This window comes from Pseudochrobactrum sp. sp1633 (assembly GCF_030376605.1).
Lineage (GTDB): Bacteria > Pseudomonadota > Alphaproteobacteria > Rhizobiales > Rhizobiaceae > Pseudochrobactrum.
In genome coordinates this window covers 109,298-125,152 of record NZ_JARRAE010000008.1, presented here as the reverse complement: position 1 = coordinate 125,152, position 15,855 = coordinate 109,298, and the positions used below count along the sequence as shown (strand labels likewise).

Annotated in this window: 12 protein-coding genes, 1 tRNA gene and 3 pseudogenes; 12 read left to right on the top strand and 4 right to left on the bottom strand. The window is 51.4% G+C overall.

Features of this window, described 5'->3' with window-relative positions; translation table 11 throughout:
* Positions 1 to 57: 57 nt before the first annotated feature.
* A complete protein-coding gene (locus P8H26_RS11130; RefSeq protein WP_289633073.1) occupies positions 58 to 864 on the bottom strand; it encodes an undecaprenyl-diphosphate phosphatase in 807 nt (268 codons plus the stop codon).
* Positions 865 to 1,296: 432 nt separating this feature from the next.
* Here P8H26_RS11130 and P8H26_RS11125 point away from each other — a divergent pair, with 432 nt between their 5' ends.
* From P8H26_RS11125 to P8H26_RS11075, 11 genes and pseudogenes are all read left to right on the top strand, one after another.
* Positions 1,297 to 1,989, top strand: coding sequence for a glutathione S-transferase family protein (locus tag P8H26_RS11125; RefSeq protein WP_289633071.1), 693 nt, complete (start codon positions 1,297 to 1,299; stop codon positions 1,987 to 1,989).
* A complete protein-coding gene (queG, locus tag P8H26_RS11120; protein ID WP_374708283.1) occupies positions 1,970 to 3,169 on the top strand; it encodes a tRNA epoxyqueuosine(34) reductase QueG in 1,200 nt (399 codons plus the stop codon). Before P8H26_RS11125 ends, queG begins: the two co-directional genes overlap by 20 nt.
* On the top strand, positions 3,169 to 4,080 hold the full coding sequence (locus tag P8H26_RS11115) for an NAD-dependent epimerase/dehydratase family protein (protein ID WP_289633069.1): 912 nt from the start codon (positions 3,169 to 3,171) through the stop codon (positions 4,078 to 4,080). Before queG ends, P8H26_RS11115 begins: the two co-directional genes overlap by 1 nt.
* A 90-nt stretch (positions 4,081 to 4,170) precedes the next feature.
* A complete protein-coding gene (mepA, locus tag P8H26_RS11110) occupies positions 4,171 to 5,205 on the top strand; it encodes a penicillin-insensitive murein endopeptidase (protein WP_289633068.1) in 1,035 nt (344 codons plus the stop codon).
* Between the two features lie 156 nt (positions 5,206 to 5,361).
* On the top strand, positions 5,362 to 6,375 hold the full coding sequence (locus P8H26_RS11105) for a glucokinase (RefSeq protein WP_289633066.1): 1,014 nt from the start codon (positions 5,362 to 5,364) through the stop codon (positions 6,373 to 6,375).
* Positions 6,376 to 6,556: 181 nt separating this feature from the next.
* On the top strand, positions 6,557 to 8,365 hold the full coding sequence (locus P8H26_RS11100; RefSeq protein WP_289633064.1) for an ABC transporter ATP-binding protein: 1,809 nt from the start codon (positions 6,557 to 6,559) through the stop codon (positions 8,363 to 8,365).
* A gap of 4 nt (positions 8,366 to 8,369) precedes the next feature.
* The gene (dapB, locus tag P8H26_RS11095; RefSeq protein ID WP_289633063.1) at positions 8,370 to 9,209 is read left to right on the top strand and encodes a 4-hydroxy-tetrahydrodipicolinate reductase; all 840 of its coding nucleotides are present in this window, start codon (positions 8,370 to 8,372) and stop codon (positions 9,207 to 9,209) included.
* Between the two features lie 41 nt (positions 9,210 to 9,250).
* Positions 9,251 to 9,871 carry a 2,3-bisphosphoglycerate-dependent phosphoglycerate mutase gene (locus P8H26_RS11090; protein ID WP_289633062.1) on the top strand — a complete coding sequence of 207 codons (621 nt, stop codon included), beginning with the start codon at positions 9,251 to 9,253 and terminating at the stop codon, positions 9,869 to 9,871.
* A gap of 222 nt (positions 9,872 to 10,093) precedes the next feature.
* Positions 10,094 to 10,180: transfer RNA gene (locus tag P8H26_RS11085), tRNA-Leu, on the top strand.
* A 151-nt stretch (positions 10,181 to 10,331) separates the two neighbouring features.
* A complete protein-coding gene (locus P8H26_RS11080) occupies positions 10,332 to 11,573 on the top strand; it encodes an integrase arm-type DNA-binding domain-containing protein (RefSeq protein WP_308446665.1) in 1,242 nt (413 codons plus the stop codon).
* Positions 11,574 to 11,732: 159 nt separating this feature from the next.
* Positions 11,733 to 12,149, top strand: a pseudogene (locus P8H26_RS11075) (helix-turn-helix domain-containing protein); the annotation flags it as partial.
* A 20-nt stretch (positions 12,150 to 12,169) separates the two neighbouring features.
* On the opposite strand, the pseudogene P8H26_RS11070 reads toward P8H26_RS11075, so the two are convergent.
* Positions 12,170 to 12,709 (bottom strand): annotated as a pseudogene (locus P8H26_RS11070) (transposase); the annotation flags it as partial.
* Positions 12,710 to 12,749: 40 nt separating this feature from the next.
* Complete coding sequence (locus tag P8H26_RS11065; RefSeq protein WP_289633059.1) at positions 12,750 to 13,073, bottom strand: hypothetical protein; 324 nt, start codon at positions 13,071 to 13,073, stop codon at positions 12,750 to 12,752.
* 92 nt (positions 13,074 to 13,165) lie between these two features.
* On the opposite strand from P8H26_RS11065, the pseudogene P8H26_RS11060 reads away from it, so the two are divergent.
* Positions 13,166 to 13,374: pseudogene (locus P8H26_RS11060) on the top strand (IS481 family transposase); the annotation flags it as partial.
* A gap of 401 nt (positions 13,375 to 13,775) precedes the next feature.
* Here P8H26_RS11060 and brxL read toward each other — a convergent pair.
* Positions 13,776 to 15,854, bottom strand: a complete 2,079-nt coding sequence (gene brxL, locus P8H26_RS11055; protein WP_289633058.1) for a BREX system Lon protease-like protein BrxL — start codon at positions 15,852 to 15,854, stop codon at positions 13,776 to 13,778.
* Between the last annotated feature and the right edge of the window lies 1 nt (position 15,855).

Genomic DNA, 15,855 nt, shown 5'->3' with positions numbered 1-15,855 from the left:
ACCAACAAGCTGAATAAAAATAAAGGCCCCTTTCGGGGCCTTTTCTGTTTCTGAGCCTCAGCCCCAGACCAGCAATGCAGCCAAACCGGCGGAACCGACAATCAAACGCCACCATGCAAAGAGCGCAAAGCCGTGGCGGGAAACATAATCCAGCAAATAGCGCACCACAATCACACCGGAAATAAAGGCTGCAACAAATCCGACCCCGATCTGCATCAGATCATTGGATGAAAGCAATGCGTGGTTTTTATAAAGATCATAGGAAAAAGCACCGGCCATTGTCGGCATCGCCAGAAAGAAGGAAAACTCCGCCGCAGAGCGCTTGTCTGAGCCCATCAGCAAAGCGCCGACAATGGTAGAGCCGGAGCGTGACACGCCTGGAATCATAGCCAGACATTGCACGAGACCAATGGCAAAGCACATTTTCAGCGGATATTGCGTCACATCATTATAGCGCGGACGCAGCGGCAGCCGATCGACCCATAGCAAAATGAAACCGCCGATAATCAGCATGATGCAAACCAGCATAGGCGTTTCAAACAGAACCTGCTTGATATAGCTGTGCGCAAAAGCACCGATAACCGCGGCGGGCAAAAACGCCAGTACAACACCGGTCGCAAAACGCTGCGCACCGGCATCATTCGGCAGATCGGTAAACAGCTTCCACAAACGCCCGAAATAAACACTCAAAATGGCCAGGATCGCACCGAGCTGAATCAGCACCTCAAAAGTGCGTCCGGTAGATTCAAATCCGAGAAAATGCCCCGCCAGCAAAAGATGACCGGTAGACGAAACCGGAAGAAACTCAGTCAAACCTTCCAATAGACCGAGAATCGCAGCCTCGAATATTGCCCATTCACTCATAATGCTGAATACCTTTGTCTGCATTGTATCAATATTGCGCGTCCGGCTCTGATAGGTTTCAAACGCCCGATTTTAACGGACATTATGTCTGAAAGCCGGAAAGAAGCTGAAAAACAACAACGCTGCCTTAAATTTAGCCTGTTGAAATGTTTTTAGTCCGAATGCAATGCATTATTATGTAGCTCACGCGTCCTAACCAATTATTTATAGGGAGAATGTATAGTTGCGCAAAATGCTATGCAGGCGCATTTTTATTCCGCTCTCTGTTCAGGTTTAGCACTCTGCCGGATCACAGCCTTCTGCAAGGTTTGATCTTTTCGCAGGATACGCACAAGCTGGCAGAACATTCAGTCTGATTACCCGGCTTTCCGGCCGCAGCTTTCAAAACAGCTATAACCGGTACAGCCACACCTGAAAGACCTAACGAACCACATGCTCACGCTGTTTCACCACCCGATGTCCACCACCTCACGCTATGTCCGTCTAATTCTTAATGAATATGGCGTTGAAGCAGAGATGATTGAGGAACGTCCGTGGTCACGCAGAAAAGAATTTCTGGCACTCAATCCTGCAGGAACCCTGCCCGTATTGCTGGCCGAAAATGACCTGCCGGTTGTTGGTGCAACGGTCATTGCCGAATATATGGATGAAACCCGCGGCGCATTGAAACGCAACCGCCGCCTGCTGCCGGAAACACCGATGGAGCGCGCTGAAGTGCGCCGCCTTGTGGACTGGTTTCTTATCAAGTTTGAAAATGAAGTCACCCGTCACCTCGCCCGTGAACGCGTGTTTAAACTGCAGATGTCTCAGGAAATGGGTTCATCAGCACCTGATTCTACTGCAATCCGCGCAGCCCGTGCCAATATCCGTCAGCATATGCGTTATACAGACTGGCTGGCAGCCACCCGCAACTGGCTGGCCGGTGATACGCCGAGCTATGCCGACATGGCCGCTGCTGCCGGCATTTCTGTTCTGGATTATTTGGGTGAAATTGAATGGGCTGAGCACCGCGCGACCCGTGAATGGTATGCGCGCATGAAATCCCGCCCTTCTTTCCGTCCGCTGCTCGCTGATCGCGTGCGCGGCATTTTTCCGGCATCACATTATGGCGACCTTGATTTCTGATCGCACACCTAAAAAACCATTGGCCAAGAGCGATGAGCCTCTTAGCATCCGTCTGAAACGTTTTTTAATGGAAGAAGCGGCGGCGGTTGGTTTTGATGTCGTCGCCATTACCACACCTGATGCTATTCCGCAGGCACCGCAACGGCTGCGCTATTTTCTGGATCGTGGTCGCCACGGTTCAATGGAATGGCTGGAGGAAACGGCTGACCGCCGCTCCAATCCTGCCGAGCTTTGGCATGAAGTGCGCTCAATCGTCATGCTGGCGATGAATTATGGCCCCGACCATGATCCGCGCACCCTGCAAGACAAAAAGGATTGCGGGGCGATTTCTGTTTATGCGCAGAACCGCGATTACCACGACATTATCAAAGGCAAACTCAAACATATGGCCAGCCGCTTTGCCGCGCGCACCGGCCACGAGGTTAAAGTGTTTGTCGATACAGCACCAGTGATGGAAAAGCCGCTGGCGGTTTCCGCTGGTATGGGCTGGCAGGGCAAACACACCAATATGGTCAGCCGCGAATACGGGTCGTGGCTGTTTCTCGGCTCTATATTTACCACCGCCGATCTGGAGCCCGATACCGCGGGTAAAGACAGTTGCGGCAAATGCCGTGCCTGCCTTGATGCCTGCCCGACCGATGCTTTTCCCGCGCCCTATCAGATTGATGCACGGCGCTGCATCTCCTATCTCACCATTGAGAATAAAGGCCCTATTCCGCACGAATTTCGCACGATGATGGGTAATCGCATCTATGGCTGCGACGACTGTTTGTCGGCCTGTCCGTGGAATAAATTCGCGCAAGTATCCAGAGAGGCTAAATTGCAGGCACGGGAAGAGTTGAAAGAACCGGCTCTTGATACGCTGCTGCAACTGGATGATCCCGCATTTCGTATTCTCTTCAGCGGCTCGCCGGTCAAACGGATCGGCCGTGACCGCTTTATCCGTAATGTGCTGATCGCGGCGGGGAATTCAGGTAATCCGGCCTATCTTCCGGTGATTGAAACATTACTGAATGATCCGGCACCGGTAACACGCGGAGCAGCCGTCTGGGCATTATCCCGATTGGCTGCAAATCAAGAGTTCACCCGTTTCAAAAACCATCATCTTCCTCTTGAACAAGATGATGAGGTAATTGAAGAATGGCGGACAGCCTCCGTTCAATTTGAGAAAGACAAATAATGCATATTTTTCTGTTCGGCTCCGGCTATTCTGCCCATTATTTTATCGAAGCCCTGCGGAAAAATCCAAACGCGAATATCCGCTCGGTTACCGGCACTGTCCGCCGTCCGGAGCAGGCAGAGGTCTTGCGCAAAAACGGCATTACACCTGTTTTCTTCGATGCCGAGCAAGGTCTCAGTGCCGAACTGCGCGATGAATTAAGCCAAGCAACCCATATCGTGTCTTCCGTTGCGCCACTAACCGGCAGTGCAGACGAGACAGATCCGATTTTGCGGCTGATGCCGGAAGGACTACCATATTACGCAGCCAATGCGCGCTTCATCAGCTATCTGTCGACCATCGGCGTCTATGGTGATTATCAGGGCGCATGGGTGAATGAGACATCGGAGCTGAAACCGCTTTCTGCCCGCTCTGCCGCCCGCGTCACCGCCGAAAAGGAATGGCTGGCGCAGGTAGAGGGTACTGATATTGCCTGTGCAATTTTGCGGATTGCCGGTATTTACGGCCCGACTTTTCAGGGACAGGCACGCAATGCACTGGCCAGCCTCAAACAAGGCCGCGCCCATCGCCTGATCAAAAAAGACCATGTTTTCAACCGTATCCATGTTGAGGATATCGGTGGCGCACTGGCACATCTGGCACTCACCAATCAGGGGGGCATTTATAATCTCGCCGATGATGAGCCGGCACCCGCCCATGAAATCATTACATTTGCAGCCGAATTACTGAATATCGCACCGCCACCGGCCATTGATTATGAAACCGCGGAGCTTTCCCCTATGGCGCGCTCGTTTTATCAGGAGTGTAAACGCGCTTCCAATGCCGCCCTGAAAGCGACAGGCTATCAGTTACGCTTTTCAAACTACCGCATAGGGCTGCAAAACCTTCTTCAACAGGGCGAAGGCCGCTGAACACGCTGCGACTGTGATATTTTTACGCTTGTCAGCCGCCGCAACGCAGTCAATGCTGCGAACATATTTTGACTTACGGAACCTGTTGTCATGACATTTGCCCGCAAACTTTGCGCCATTGCACTCAGTCTGAGCCTGACGGCTCCCTTATTAAGCGGCGCAGTGACCACAGCGCAGGCTGATGCGCCAGCCAAACAGGCTTTTGGCTCGGTCAAACTGCCAAATGTCAGCACGCCTGAATCTTACGGGTTTTATTCCAAAGGTTGTATCAGCGGTGCCGTCGCCCTGCCGGTAGACGGACAAAACTGGCAGGTTATGCGCCTGTCGAGAAACCGCAACTGGGGACACCCGAACCTGATTGCACTTTTGGAAAAGCTCTCCCGTGATGCAGCAAAAACCGGCTGGAATGGTCTGCTGGTCGGTGACATATCGCAGCCGCGCGGCGGCCCGATGCTGACCGGCCATGCCTCCCATCAGGTCGGGCTTGATGCCGATATCTGGCTGACCCCGATGCCCAACCGCCGCTTTACCAATCAGGAGCGCGAGGACGTGAGCGCAGTTTCCATGCTGCAGCCCAATTCACTCTATGTTGACCAGAAGAAATGGACGGCATCGCGCACAGCTCTTCTGAAACATGCCGCCAGCTATCCGCAAGTTGAACGTCTCTTTGTGCATCCGGGCATAAAAAAACAACTCTGCGAAACTGTGAGCGGCGATCGCAGCTGGCTGGCAAAAGTGCGCCCTTACTGGGGGCATTTTTACCATTTCCATGTGCGGTTGCGTTGTCAGGCCGGTTCACCGGATTGTAAACCGCAGGAACCAACCGGCAAAGATGACGGTTGCGGAAAATCACTCGACTGGTGGTTTACCGATGAGCCCTGGAAGCCGGCAAAACCAGCCAAACCCGGCGAAAAACCAAAGCCGCCTAAAGTGATGATGGTCTCGCAATTGCCGTCAGCCTGTGCGGCCTTGCTGAATGCTCCGACACCTGCATCCGTCAAAGATGTGACCTACGGATTAAAAAGCACCGGTAATGAGGCAGAGACTTTCGCACCGGCACAAGTGCCTGCGTTTGCTGCACCGGTGCCCCCTGCCTCAATCCCGCTGCCTGCGCAAAAACCATAAAAGCGCAGGCATTCACCAACTATGCGCTTTTCTTCAATCAGCGCATCCGATATAGAATTAAAACGATTTAGAACAGCATCAGATAAAGAGAGAACCGGCTCATTATCTGAAACTGTGTAAAGCCAAAAACAATCAGAACGGGATGCTGTAATAACAATGCCTAGTATCGATCCGAATTTTGTTTTCCCCGTCCTTATCGGCGATATTGGCGGCACCAATGCCCGCTTTGCCATTCTGGTTGATTCCTATGCAGAGCCAAAAGAATTTCCGGTTCTGCTGACCAAAGACTTTGAAACACTGGAAGATGCGATCCAGACTGTGGTTCTCGATCACACGTCCATTCAGCCCCGCTCTGCTGTTATTGCCATTGCAGGTCCGGTTGAAGGTGACGAAATTCCGCTCACAAATTGCCAGTGGGTTGTCCGGCCGCGCCAATTGATGGAGCGCTTCAACCTGCAGGACATTACTGTTCTCAATGATTTTGAAGCACAGGCTCTGGCTGTTGTTTCCCTTGATGATCATCATCTGGAGAATATCGGCGGTGAGCCGGGTCATCCGAACGGCAAACGTGTGGTTCTGGGCCCCGGAACAGGTTTGGGCGTTGCAGGTCTTATCCGTTCACGCCAGACATGGGTGCCGGTTCCCGGCGAAGGCGGCCATGTGGATTTTGGTCCGCGTTCAGAGCGCGACCTGCAGATTTTCCCGTTTATTGAAAAGATCGACGGCCGCGTTTCTGCCGAACAACTGCTTTGCGGACGCGGTCTGCAGCATATTTATCAGGCCATTTGTCAGGCCGACGGTGTGACGCCATCCCTGATTACACCGGCAGAAATCACCGATGCTGCTCTGGATAAAAGCAACACCCAAGCCATTGAGACACTGGAACTGTTTGTGATTTACCTTGGGCGTCTTGCCGGTGATCTCGCACTCATTTTCATGGCGCATGGCGGTGTTTATCTTTCCGGCGGTATTCCGCAGCGTATTATCTCCGCATTGCGCACAGGCAGCTTCCGCGCTGCATTTGAAGATAAAGCGCCGCATCAGCACATTCTGAAAGCCATTCCGGTGCATGTGATTATCCACCCTCTGGCAGCCATTGCCGGACTTTCAGCCTATGCACGCACGCCTGCCCGTTTTGACATTCATACGGATGGCCGTCGCTGGCGCTGATATAAAAGCGCCACTGGCACCGGCAAATCTGCAGCCAACCGGAAAATCTCAAGCGTTATTGACCATGCTTTCACACGGGGCATGGTCAAATGCTTTATGTAGCTTTATAGGAAAGAGGCACCGGCGGAACAAAAACGCTGCCGGACTTTTCTGAAAACCAGCAGCAGGATTTTCCCTGACCGTGAGCTTATTTAAAAAGAAAAAGAACAATGATCCGGCAGAAACCACACAGATGATCCGTCGTGTGCTCTCTGAGAATTTTTCTGATCACAAAATTTCTTATGCCAAAGCTATTGCCGGTTCGCTGATGATATCGGGCGCCACAGTTTTTGTCGGCTATATTATGCGCGATGTCATCAACGACATTTTTTACAGGCAACGTGCTGATCTTATCGCAGCTATTTCCGGCTCTATTTTACTCGCATTCATCCTGCGCGGCCTCGGCAGCTATATTCAGGCCGTGCAACTGGCCAAAATCGGCAATAATCTGGCTGCAATCTATCAGAAACGTATTTTCGCCCATCTGATGAAGCTGGGACTGAATTTTTATAATGATCATCGTTCCGGTCATCTGGCAGCGCAGATCAATCAGAATATTTCAGGCATGCGCGACCTGATGAATATGACCGTCACGTCCCTTGCACGCGATGCGGTGATGCTCGTCGGCCTTCTCTGCATCATGGTTTATCAAGAACCTTATCTGTCGCTTTATTCCCTGCTGATCGCGCCGCCGCTGATTCTGACAGTTACCTATGTTTCACGCCGTATCCGCACCGTGACCAGAGAAGTTGTTCATTTGAATTCGCACCTGCTCGGTGCGATGCAGGAAACCACACAAGGCATCGCCATCGTTAAAGCTTTTACGATGGAAGATCAGCTGCGCAACAAGATCAACGGGTTGATCGAGCGGGCAGAAGCGCGCTCGAACAAGATCGCCAGTGTTTCTGAACGTGTCACCCCGATCTCTGAAATTCTCGCCGGTATCGCCATCGCCGCGGTCATTGCCTATGCCGGTTATCGTGCCATCGCCGAGCAGCAGCCTCCGGGCACCATGTTTGCATTCATCACATCCATGATGCTGGCCTATGATCCGGCGCGTCGTCTTGCCCGCCTTCAGGTCAATCTGGAGCGCGCGCTGGTTAATGCCCGTATGATCTATGAAATTCTGGATCTGAAACCAGCACAAACCGACCGGCCGGATGCTGTGGAGCTGAACATCAAAGACGGAACTGTTCGTTTTGAAGATGTCGAGTTTGCCTATCACGCCAAAGACAATCCGGAATATCAACAGGTTCTGAAAGGCATCAGCTTTATTGCTCAGGCCGGAGAAACCACGGCTATTGTCGGCGCATCAGGTGCCGGAAAATCCACGCTCATTACACTGATTCAGCGCTTTTATGACGTCAACAGCGGCCGTATTCTCATCGATGATCAGGATATCGCTGGCGTTACCGTCAATTCACTGCGCCATTCCATCGCCTATGTTTCACAGCAGCCTTATCTGTTTGAAGGCTCCATTGCCGATAATATCCGCTATGGTCGCCCTGATGCGACGCAAGAGGAAGTTATTGAGGCTGCAAAACTGGCTAATGCCCATGAGTTTATCATTCGTCAGCCACAGGGTTATGACAGTCCGGTCGGCGAAAACGGCGTCACGCTCTCTGGCGGCCAGCGTCAGCGCCTTTCCATTGCCCGTGCGATTGTGCGCAATGCACCGATCTTGCTGCTGGATGAGGCAACATCGGCACTCGATAATGACTCCGAAAAGCGGGTTCAGCAGGCATTGGAAACCATTATGAAAGACCGCACCACGATTGTGATTGCTCATCGTCTTTCAACTGTGGTCAGTGCTGATAAAATCATCGTTATGGAAGCTGGCAATATTGTTGAAGAAGGCCGCCATGCAGATCTCGTGGCCATCGAAAACGGTGTCTATGCCCGCTTCTATCAACTCCAGTCTGCTCCTGAAGCTGAAACACTGATCGGATAAAAGAATGACTTCAACTGTCTCAGCGGCTCAGACTTCCTCTGCAATGCGCCTTGTCGTAACCGGCGCAGGCGGCCGCATGGGAAAAGCCCTTATCCGCGCCATTACTGAAAATCCGGATACGGTGCTTTCCGGTGCAATCGTGCGGGAAGGTTCGCCGCTCATTGGTCAGGATGCCGGCGAAGTGGCAGGTGCGGGTAAGAACGGGATTATCATCTCGGCCGATCCGCTGCCGGTCTTTGCCGAAGCACAGGGTGTGCTTGATTTTACAACACCGGCCTCGACGCTGGTCTATGCCGCACTGGCCGCTCAGGCACGCATTGTGCATGTGATCGGTACAACAGGATGCAGCGCTGCGGATGAAGAAAAAATCCGTGCCGCCGCACGTCATGCAACAATCATTAAATCCGGTAATATGAGCCTCGGCGTTAATCTGCTCTCCGCGCTGGTGGAGCAAGCTGCACGCGCCCTTGGCCCTTCTGCCTTCGATATCGAAATTCTGGAAATGCACCACAAGCACAAGGTCGATGCCCCTTCCGGCACCGCATTGCTGCTGGGGGAAGCTGCAGCTCAGGGACGCGATATTGCCCTTACTGATCACAGTGTGCGTGTACGCGACGGCCATACCGGCGCACGCGAAGACGGCACAATCGGTTTTGCGACTTTGCGTGGCGGTTCGGTTGTCGGGGATCACTCCGTCATCTTTGCCGGCACATCGGAGCGCATTACCCTGTCTCATCAGGCACAAGACAGATCAGTCTTCGCGCAAGGCGCGGTCAGCGCCGCATTATGGGGTCAGGGCAAAAAGCCCGGCCTTTATACAATGCGTGACGTGCTCGGCCTTTAAATCAGTTTCTTTTCCGCTCATATCCAAACGGAGATTATTCCATGTCCCGCACCCTTGTTCTTGTCCGTCACGGCCAAAGTGAATGGAACCTGAAAAACCTGTTTACCGGCTGGCGCGACCCGTCACTCACCGAACAGGGCCATGCAGAAGCCAAAGCAGCCGGTCAGCGGCTGAAAGATGCCGGCCTGAAATTTGATATCGCCTATACTTCTGATTTGTCCCGCGCCCAGATCACCTGCCAGCATATTCTGGATCAGCTCGGCCAGTCAGACCTGCAAACAATCCGCAATGTTGCGCTGAATGAGCGTGACTACGGTGATCTCTCCGGCCTCAATAAAGACGATGCCCGCGCCAAATGGGGTGAAGATCAGGTGCATGTATGGCGCCGCTCCTATGACGTGCCGCCTCCGGGTGGTGAAAGCCTGCGTGATACCGGTGCACGCGTCTGGCCATATTATCTGCATACCATTCAGCCACACGTGCTGCGCGGCGAATCCGTTCTGGTTGCGGCGCACGGCAACTCCCTGCGCGCGTTGATCATGGCTCTGGAAGGCCTGACCAGCGAAGAAATCATCGCACAGGAACTGCACACCGGCGTGCCTATCATTTATGAACTGAATGCGGACAGCACAATCGCATCCAAGAAAGTTCTGAGCGCATAATCACAAGCGCTCATTTACTCTGATTCAAAGCCGGATACAGAAATGTGTCCGGCTTTTTCCATTATGTCTGTGGATTTTACACACGCCTAAAGTGTTGAAATGATTTTCTTTTCTATCCTGAGACGAAAAACAGATATTTCTTCAAAAAATTGCAGAATTTCTGCAAAATTACGCAATTCCCCGTTGACATGAATCACTCCACACCTTAAACGGACACTCAACGCCCAGATGGCGGAATTGGTAGACGCACCAGCTTCAGGTGCTGGCGCTCGCAAGGGCGTGGAGGTTCGAGTCCTCTTCTGGGCACCATTTCTAAGTCTTCAGACCACTACCAAGGTCCAGAAGCACCTCAAAAAGCCCGCGAAAGCGGGCTTTTTTGTTGTCGACTTTCTTTTCACATCCATAGTCGACCAGTGGCATCCAAACATTTTGATGGCATTATTGATGGCATTCTGCTGAGATGCCATCAGTTGTACAATGGGGTGCCATCGCAATGCCTTTGAATGATGCACGGATACGAGCCTTGAAGCCATCAGCCAAACCTACCAAACATGGAGACGCAGGTGGGCTTTTACTTGTTGTCAATCCAACAGGTAGCAAACTCTGGAGAATGGTCTATCGATTTGAAGGAAAACAAAAGCAGCTTTCATTCGGCACATGGCCAGACGTTTCCCTTGCTGAATCTCGTGCAGCCCGCGACGCGGCGCGTAAGCTCCTCGCATCCGGAATTGATCCTTCTTCGAAAAAGAAGGAAGAGAAAGTTGCTCGTGAACGACTGGTAACGGATAGCTTCACAGCATTGGCCGATGAACTGCTGGACAAAAACGCGCGCGAAGGCAAGTCCGCAGCAACACTTGGAAAAAAGCGCTGGCTAATAAGCCTTGCGATAAGCGACTTGGGAGACAAACAAATAACGGAGATATCAGCAACGGATATCCTCGTACCGTTGCGCCGAGTGGAAGCACAAGGCAATTATGAAACCGCCAGGCGCCTGCGTGCCGTTATAAGTCAAGTCTTTCGATATGCCATTGCCACCGCACGAGCCGAGAATGACCCAACCTTTGGTTTAAGGGGCGCCATTATTGCGCCGAAAGTCACACATCAGGCCGCCGTCACAGACTGGACCGTCTTTGCCAAATTGTTAAAATCAATTTGGGCTTACTCGGGGACGCTAGAAACCTGCGCGGCTCTGAAATTAATGGCTCTGCTTTATCCTCGCCCCGGTGAACTCCGGCAAGCGGAATGGAATGAATTCGATCTCGAAAATGCAGTCTGGGTAATCCCAGCTGAACGCGCGAAAATGCGGCGTCCACATAAAAAGCCATTGCCGCCCCTGGTGATTGAGATCTTGCGAGCTCAACGCAATCACACAGGCAATCTGCGCTTGGTCTTTCCATCTAGTACATTAACTGAGCGACCTATTAGCGAGAACACAATGAACCAAGCGCTCAGGCGGATGGGGTTTAGCAAGGACGACGCCACCTCGCACGGATTTCGCGCCACAGCTTCAACCCTTTTAAATGAAAGCGGCGCTTGGAACGAAGATGCCATTGAAGCCGAGTTAGCCCACATTGGTGGTAATGCAGTTCGGCGTGCCTACCACCGTGCATCTTATTGGGACGAGCGTGTCAAAATGACAGCCTGGTGGTCGGAACGAATTGCAGAAATCGTAAAAAACTTAGAACAATCCCCACCAGCCTAAAATAGGTGGTTTCACCTAAAAGTGTATTAGTTTCGACTTGATCTGACACCGCTCCCTTTCCAGCTTGCTGAATTGGGAACGGTGCAGGCTCTTGCAGAGCCGTGTGGTTATCGGTTTTGATGGTGGTGCAAACCCAACCTCAAAATGAAAGAAACCACAATGTTGCATTCTACAGATAAGATCATCAAACACAAAACGGGACTATTAAATCTCGCGCAAAAACTCGGAAATGTATCTAAGGCCTGCCAGGTGATGGGCCTGTAGCGCGATACATTTTATCGCTACAAAGCAGCCGTCGAAGAAGGTGGCGTTGCAGCGTTGCTTGAACGCACGAGAAGTAAGCCCAACCTTGCCAACCGAGTTGATCAGGCAATTGAGTAGGCAGTTCAGGACTTCGCCATTGAGTTCCCCGCTTATGGTCAGGCGCGAACCTCTAATGAACTGCCCAAGCTGGGTGTCTTTGTCTCGCCGTCTGGCGTGCGTTCAATCTGGTTACGTCATAATCTTGCAAACTTTAAAAACCGCCTGAAAGCGCTCGAAGCCAAAGTTGCAAATGATGGGTCGGTGCTTACCGAAGTGCGTCAGTGGTGTCTTAGTCACACCTTGTCGTAATAATTCCATGGCAACAGCTGGTTGATGTGGCTTTGTTTATGACCATTTACGATTGCTGTGAGTGTGATGGTTAGCCATTTTTGCGGATCAACAGCATTGAGCTTGCAGGTCCCGATTAGTGAGGCGATGATACCTCAGTTATGAGCCCCTGCTTCATGCCCTGCGAAGAGTGCGTTCTTGCGGCTCAATCCGATTGGCCGGATGGTTCGCTCGACGCTGTTGTTATCCAGTTCAATACGACCGTCGGATAAGAACAGGCATAAACCGTCCCAGTATTTGGCGATGTATTTCAAGGCTTCGCCCAATGGAGCTTTTGCAGACACGCGCGCACGGTGATGGGCAAGCCACTTCTCCATATCCATGATCAGCGACGATGATCGTGCCTCGCGTGCTACCAGACGCGTTTGCGGGTCGAGACCGCGCAGTTCCGCTTCAATTTTATAGAGTTCACCGATCTGTTTTACGCCGTCTTCAGCAATGGGCGCGGAACCCGTGCGCGTGATCTCAATAAGCTTGCAACGCGCATAGTCGCCACCATGATCCGCACACGGTTTGAGGGGAAGATCATGCCGTTTCTGCCAGGGCACGAACAATTTGTGCAATCCGCAGCGCTGACGACGACGTGTCAAGACGGACCGTCACGCCACCATGAAGAATATCCAGCGTACTGAGCGGCGGAGGACCAGATGGAGTGATATCACTATCAACCACAACACGTGCAAAGCTGACATCTGAACTCGGGGCGGGTAAAATCAGTTTGCCCTCACGCGCCATCCGCCGCCATTCTGACAAATGATTGGACGCAGATTGTAGCGCTGGGCAACGCCGTTGGCCCTTGCGGCCAACAACAAATCCCAACTCATTGAGAAACTCCGTTGAGTGTTCCATGGAAAAAATTCCTGTCATTCCATACAAGGCAACCAGGTCTCACATCTACAGAAATAACGGAATGTGGGAACGGGGCAACGCTTACGGTTACGTTCCACAAGACGATATTGCAGGAACTTTATCAGGTTACATCCGTAAGAGAATCTACCACGCAATCGAGGAATTGCAGGCTGATCTTGACGAATGGCTTGATCACTATAACAATAAGCGCACACACCCGGGAAAGATGTGCTGCGGAAGAACACCGTATGAGACAATGATTGACGGTAAAACAATCTGGCAGGAAAAATTCATAGGCTGAACTTAACCTGACAGACATCACTACAAAACCGCTAACTGTCAGATCAAGTTTGAACCACTACACCTAATGGGCTATTCACCTGTATTCTTTCAAGGACCCACCGCATGACAACAATCCTGTATAATTTTGTTCTCTACAGGAAACGTAACAATGTTGAAAATATATTCGATAGCTCACAAGACTTACCCAAATTTCACACCCGATATGATCGCTGCGCCCGAACCTTCTTTTCAAATAGATACATCATTTCTGCCAGCATATTTTGATTACAAATTAAAGTTTCCTGAGTCAAAAAACGTGTAAATCTACATAGAGACTTCTGTGTTTTTGTGGCCAAACAACGAAACTAAAGGGGCAGAGCTATCCTGACAAGCAAGTACTGAGCGTCTATGAGTGTGAAGTCATGCTCGGAAAATATCCACTTTGGTTTCCAGGCATTTGCGCATACTTAGATCATTCGCGCCGATTTCAAACCAGCCACTCGGCTTCTGGTAGAAGTCCAGGCCACGACCAATTTTGATAATCCAGCCATTGTCGAGACGGATTTCTCGATCATGCAGATTAGGGTTGAGCTTCACCTCCAACTCGACATCCACCTCCAGGAGGCTTTGTTTCAGTTCATCTAATTTCTCTGCAATCTCGGTCAATTGCGTGTTGTCATCATATCCGGTGATGAGGTTGATCTTCTTCACCGTTCCGACCTTTAAGACGCACTCACAAAAGCGGACAAAATTCTGAATTTGGTGCGAAAGCCGAATGTACGGGTCTTCGATAATGACCGTCTTTGCTCCTCGCAGGTAAGGGCCAATAATCGATTCGTAGCTGTGCCCAACGTCGCCATACATAATCGTGAAATGACGCTCAGTCAGCTCGTCAGGCACAAGGACAGGAGTGGCAGCCGAAGCGATTGATTCGACAGCTGCAGTAGGTACCGCTACCGGTAAAGGTTGATTAAGCTTCGACTCAACCTCACGCTCGGGAGCCACTTTCTCGTTAAGCTGCTTACGCGAGGGTTGTTGGGTAGCTGGAGCATCTTTCGATTCCGGGCAATAGACCACCACATCTACCCCTTGAGCATTTAGGTAAGAGAGATCGATACGCGCAAACTCATCATCTGGTTTGCGTTTATTCATCTGCTCCTTCACCCGGCGACGGCACTCAACGGCATAAGCAACGTATTCATCAAATTCTTCATCGGTCGGTGGGCCGATTGGGTGAAGAATTTTCAGGAATGCACAAACGGTTTTTTTGATGCCTTTCTCATCACGGCCTTCAACAGACTTTCCCAGCTGAATGCGCTTGCTGACTTCCTCATACCTGTTGGTGTGTTTGAACTGATAGTGAAATGCTTCCGCCAAATAATCGGTGATAAACCCGTATTTATTGGTGAGAAATTCACTGCTGTTTTTAGGCATTTCCCAGCCAGGAATGTAGGCAGCAAATCGATCCATAATTGCCAAGTCAAATTCCGCTGGCAACGGCTGAAACAGATCATGTCGTTCCGAGTTAACAACCTGACGGATAGATAGATCGAAGTTGCCGACGAAACTCAGGCTGGCATCAGCGATCACCTCTGCCCCACGAGAGAAGCGCCCATTCGCCATGAAGTCCTTCATGATCTGAATGGTGTCAGGGTCTTTGACTTTAATCCCGCCAACCTCATCGAAAGCCACCGTATCCCAAAAACCCACCAAGCCCACCTTGCGGCGTGCGTTGTTGTAGAACAGCGCCGATTTCGTTGCCTGGCCACCTGAGATCAAGGTGGCATAAGGAGAAAACTCACTAAAAAAATATGATTTTCCGGTGCCGCGTGGCCCCAGCTCGATGTAGTTGTAATTGGGTTCAACGAGCGCGGCTAGACGTGCAATAAAGTGCATCTGCACGCGTCTCGACAGCTTTGTTGGTTCCAGCCCAACGGTGCGCAGGATCGCCCCAATCCATTCATCACGGGTGAACTGAGTGCGACCTTCACAGTACTGATCGAAGTTGAAGCGGCTGATCTGAATCGGCCGGAGGTCTTCGATATAAAATGCGTAGTTGTCCTCTTCGATGGCATTGTGAGCCAGTGTCACCTCGGCCCAAATGCCACCTTCCAGCAGGCGATCATTATCGCGATAGAATTTCTCGCCAATCGCGATGCGCTGTGAATTGAAGTTTTCTAACGATGCCCAGTGGCGCTTTTCTTTCTCGACATATCGAACATGCACTTTATCGATAAAGCGATGCTTGCCCTTGGTTGCGACCTTTGACTGCGCGGCATTCGCCTCGTCAGGTTTTACATAGTTATCTTGGAGGCTGACTAGCACAGCCTCCATGCCCGCATCCATTTCCGCCTGATCACCACTCGCACAAAAGCGCGCAAGTAAAAACTCCAGAACAAAGGTGGGCACGTTGGTGCCCTTCTTAATCCGATGGAGTAAATCCTTGCGCAGTACCTTACCATCGAAGGTAGCAATCAATTTTTGGTCGAGTTCATTCATA

Coding starts and splice junctions, on each gene's coding strand:
- P8H26_RS11130 (WP_289633073.1), bottom strand. CDS start 864: ATGAGTGAATGGGCAATATTCGAGGCTGCGATTCTCGGTCTATTGGAA.
- P8H26_RS11125 (WP_289633071.1), top strand. CDS start 1,297: ATGCTCACGCTGTTTCACCACCCGATGTCCACCACCTCACGCTATGTC.
- queG (WP_374708283.1), top strand. CDS start 1,970: ATGGCGACCTTGATTTCTGATCGCACACCTAAAAAACCATTGGCCAAG.
- P8H26_RS11115 (WP_289633069.1), top strand. CDS start 3,169: ATGCATATTTTTCTGTTCGGCTCCGGCTATTCTGCCCATTATTTTATC.
- mepA (WP_289633068.1), top strand. CDS start 4,171: ATGACATTTGCCCGCAAACTTTGCGCCATTGCACTCAGTCTGAGCCTG.
- P8H26_RS11105 (WP_289633066.1), top strand. CDS start 5,362: ATGCCTAGTATCGATCCGAATTTTGTTTTCCCCGTCCTTATCGGCGAT.
- dapB (WP_289633063.1), top strand. CDS start 8,370: ATGACTTCAACTGTCTCAGCGGCTCAGACTTCCTCTGCAATGCGCCTT.
- P8H26_RS11090 (WP_289633062.1), top strand. CDS start 9,251: ATGTCCCGCACCCTTGTTCTTGTCCGTCACGGCCAAAGTGAATGGAAC.
- P8H26_RS11080 (WP_308446665.1), top strand. CDS start 10,332: ATGCCATCAGTTGTACAATGGGGTGCCATCGCAATGCCTTTGAATGAT.
- P8H26_RS11065 (WP_289633059.1), bottom strand. CDS start 13,073: ATGGAACACTCAACGGAGTTTCTCAATGAGTTGGGATTTGTTGTTGGC.
- brxL (WP_289633058.1), bottom strand. CDS start 15,854: ATGAATGAACTCGACCAAAAATTGATTGCTACCTTCGATGGTAAGGTA.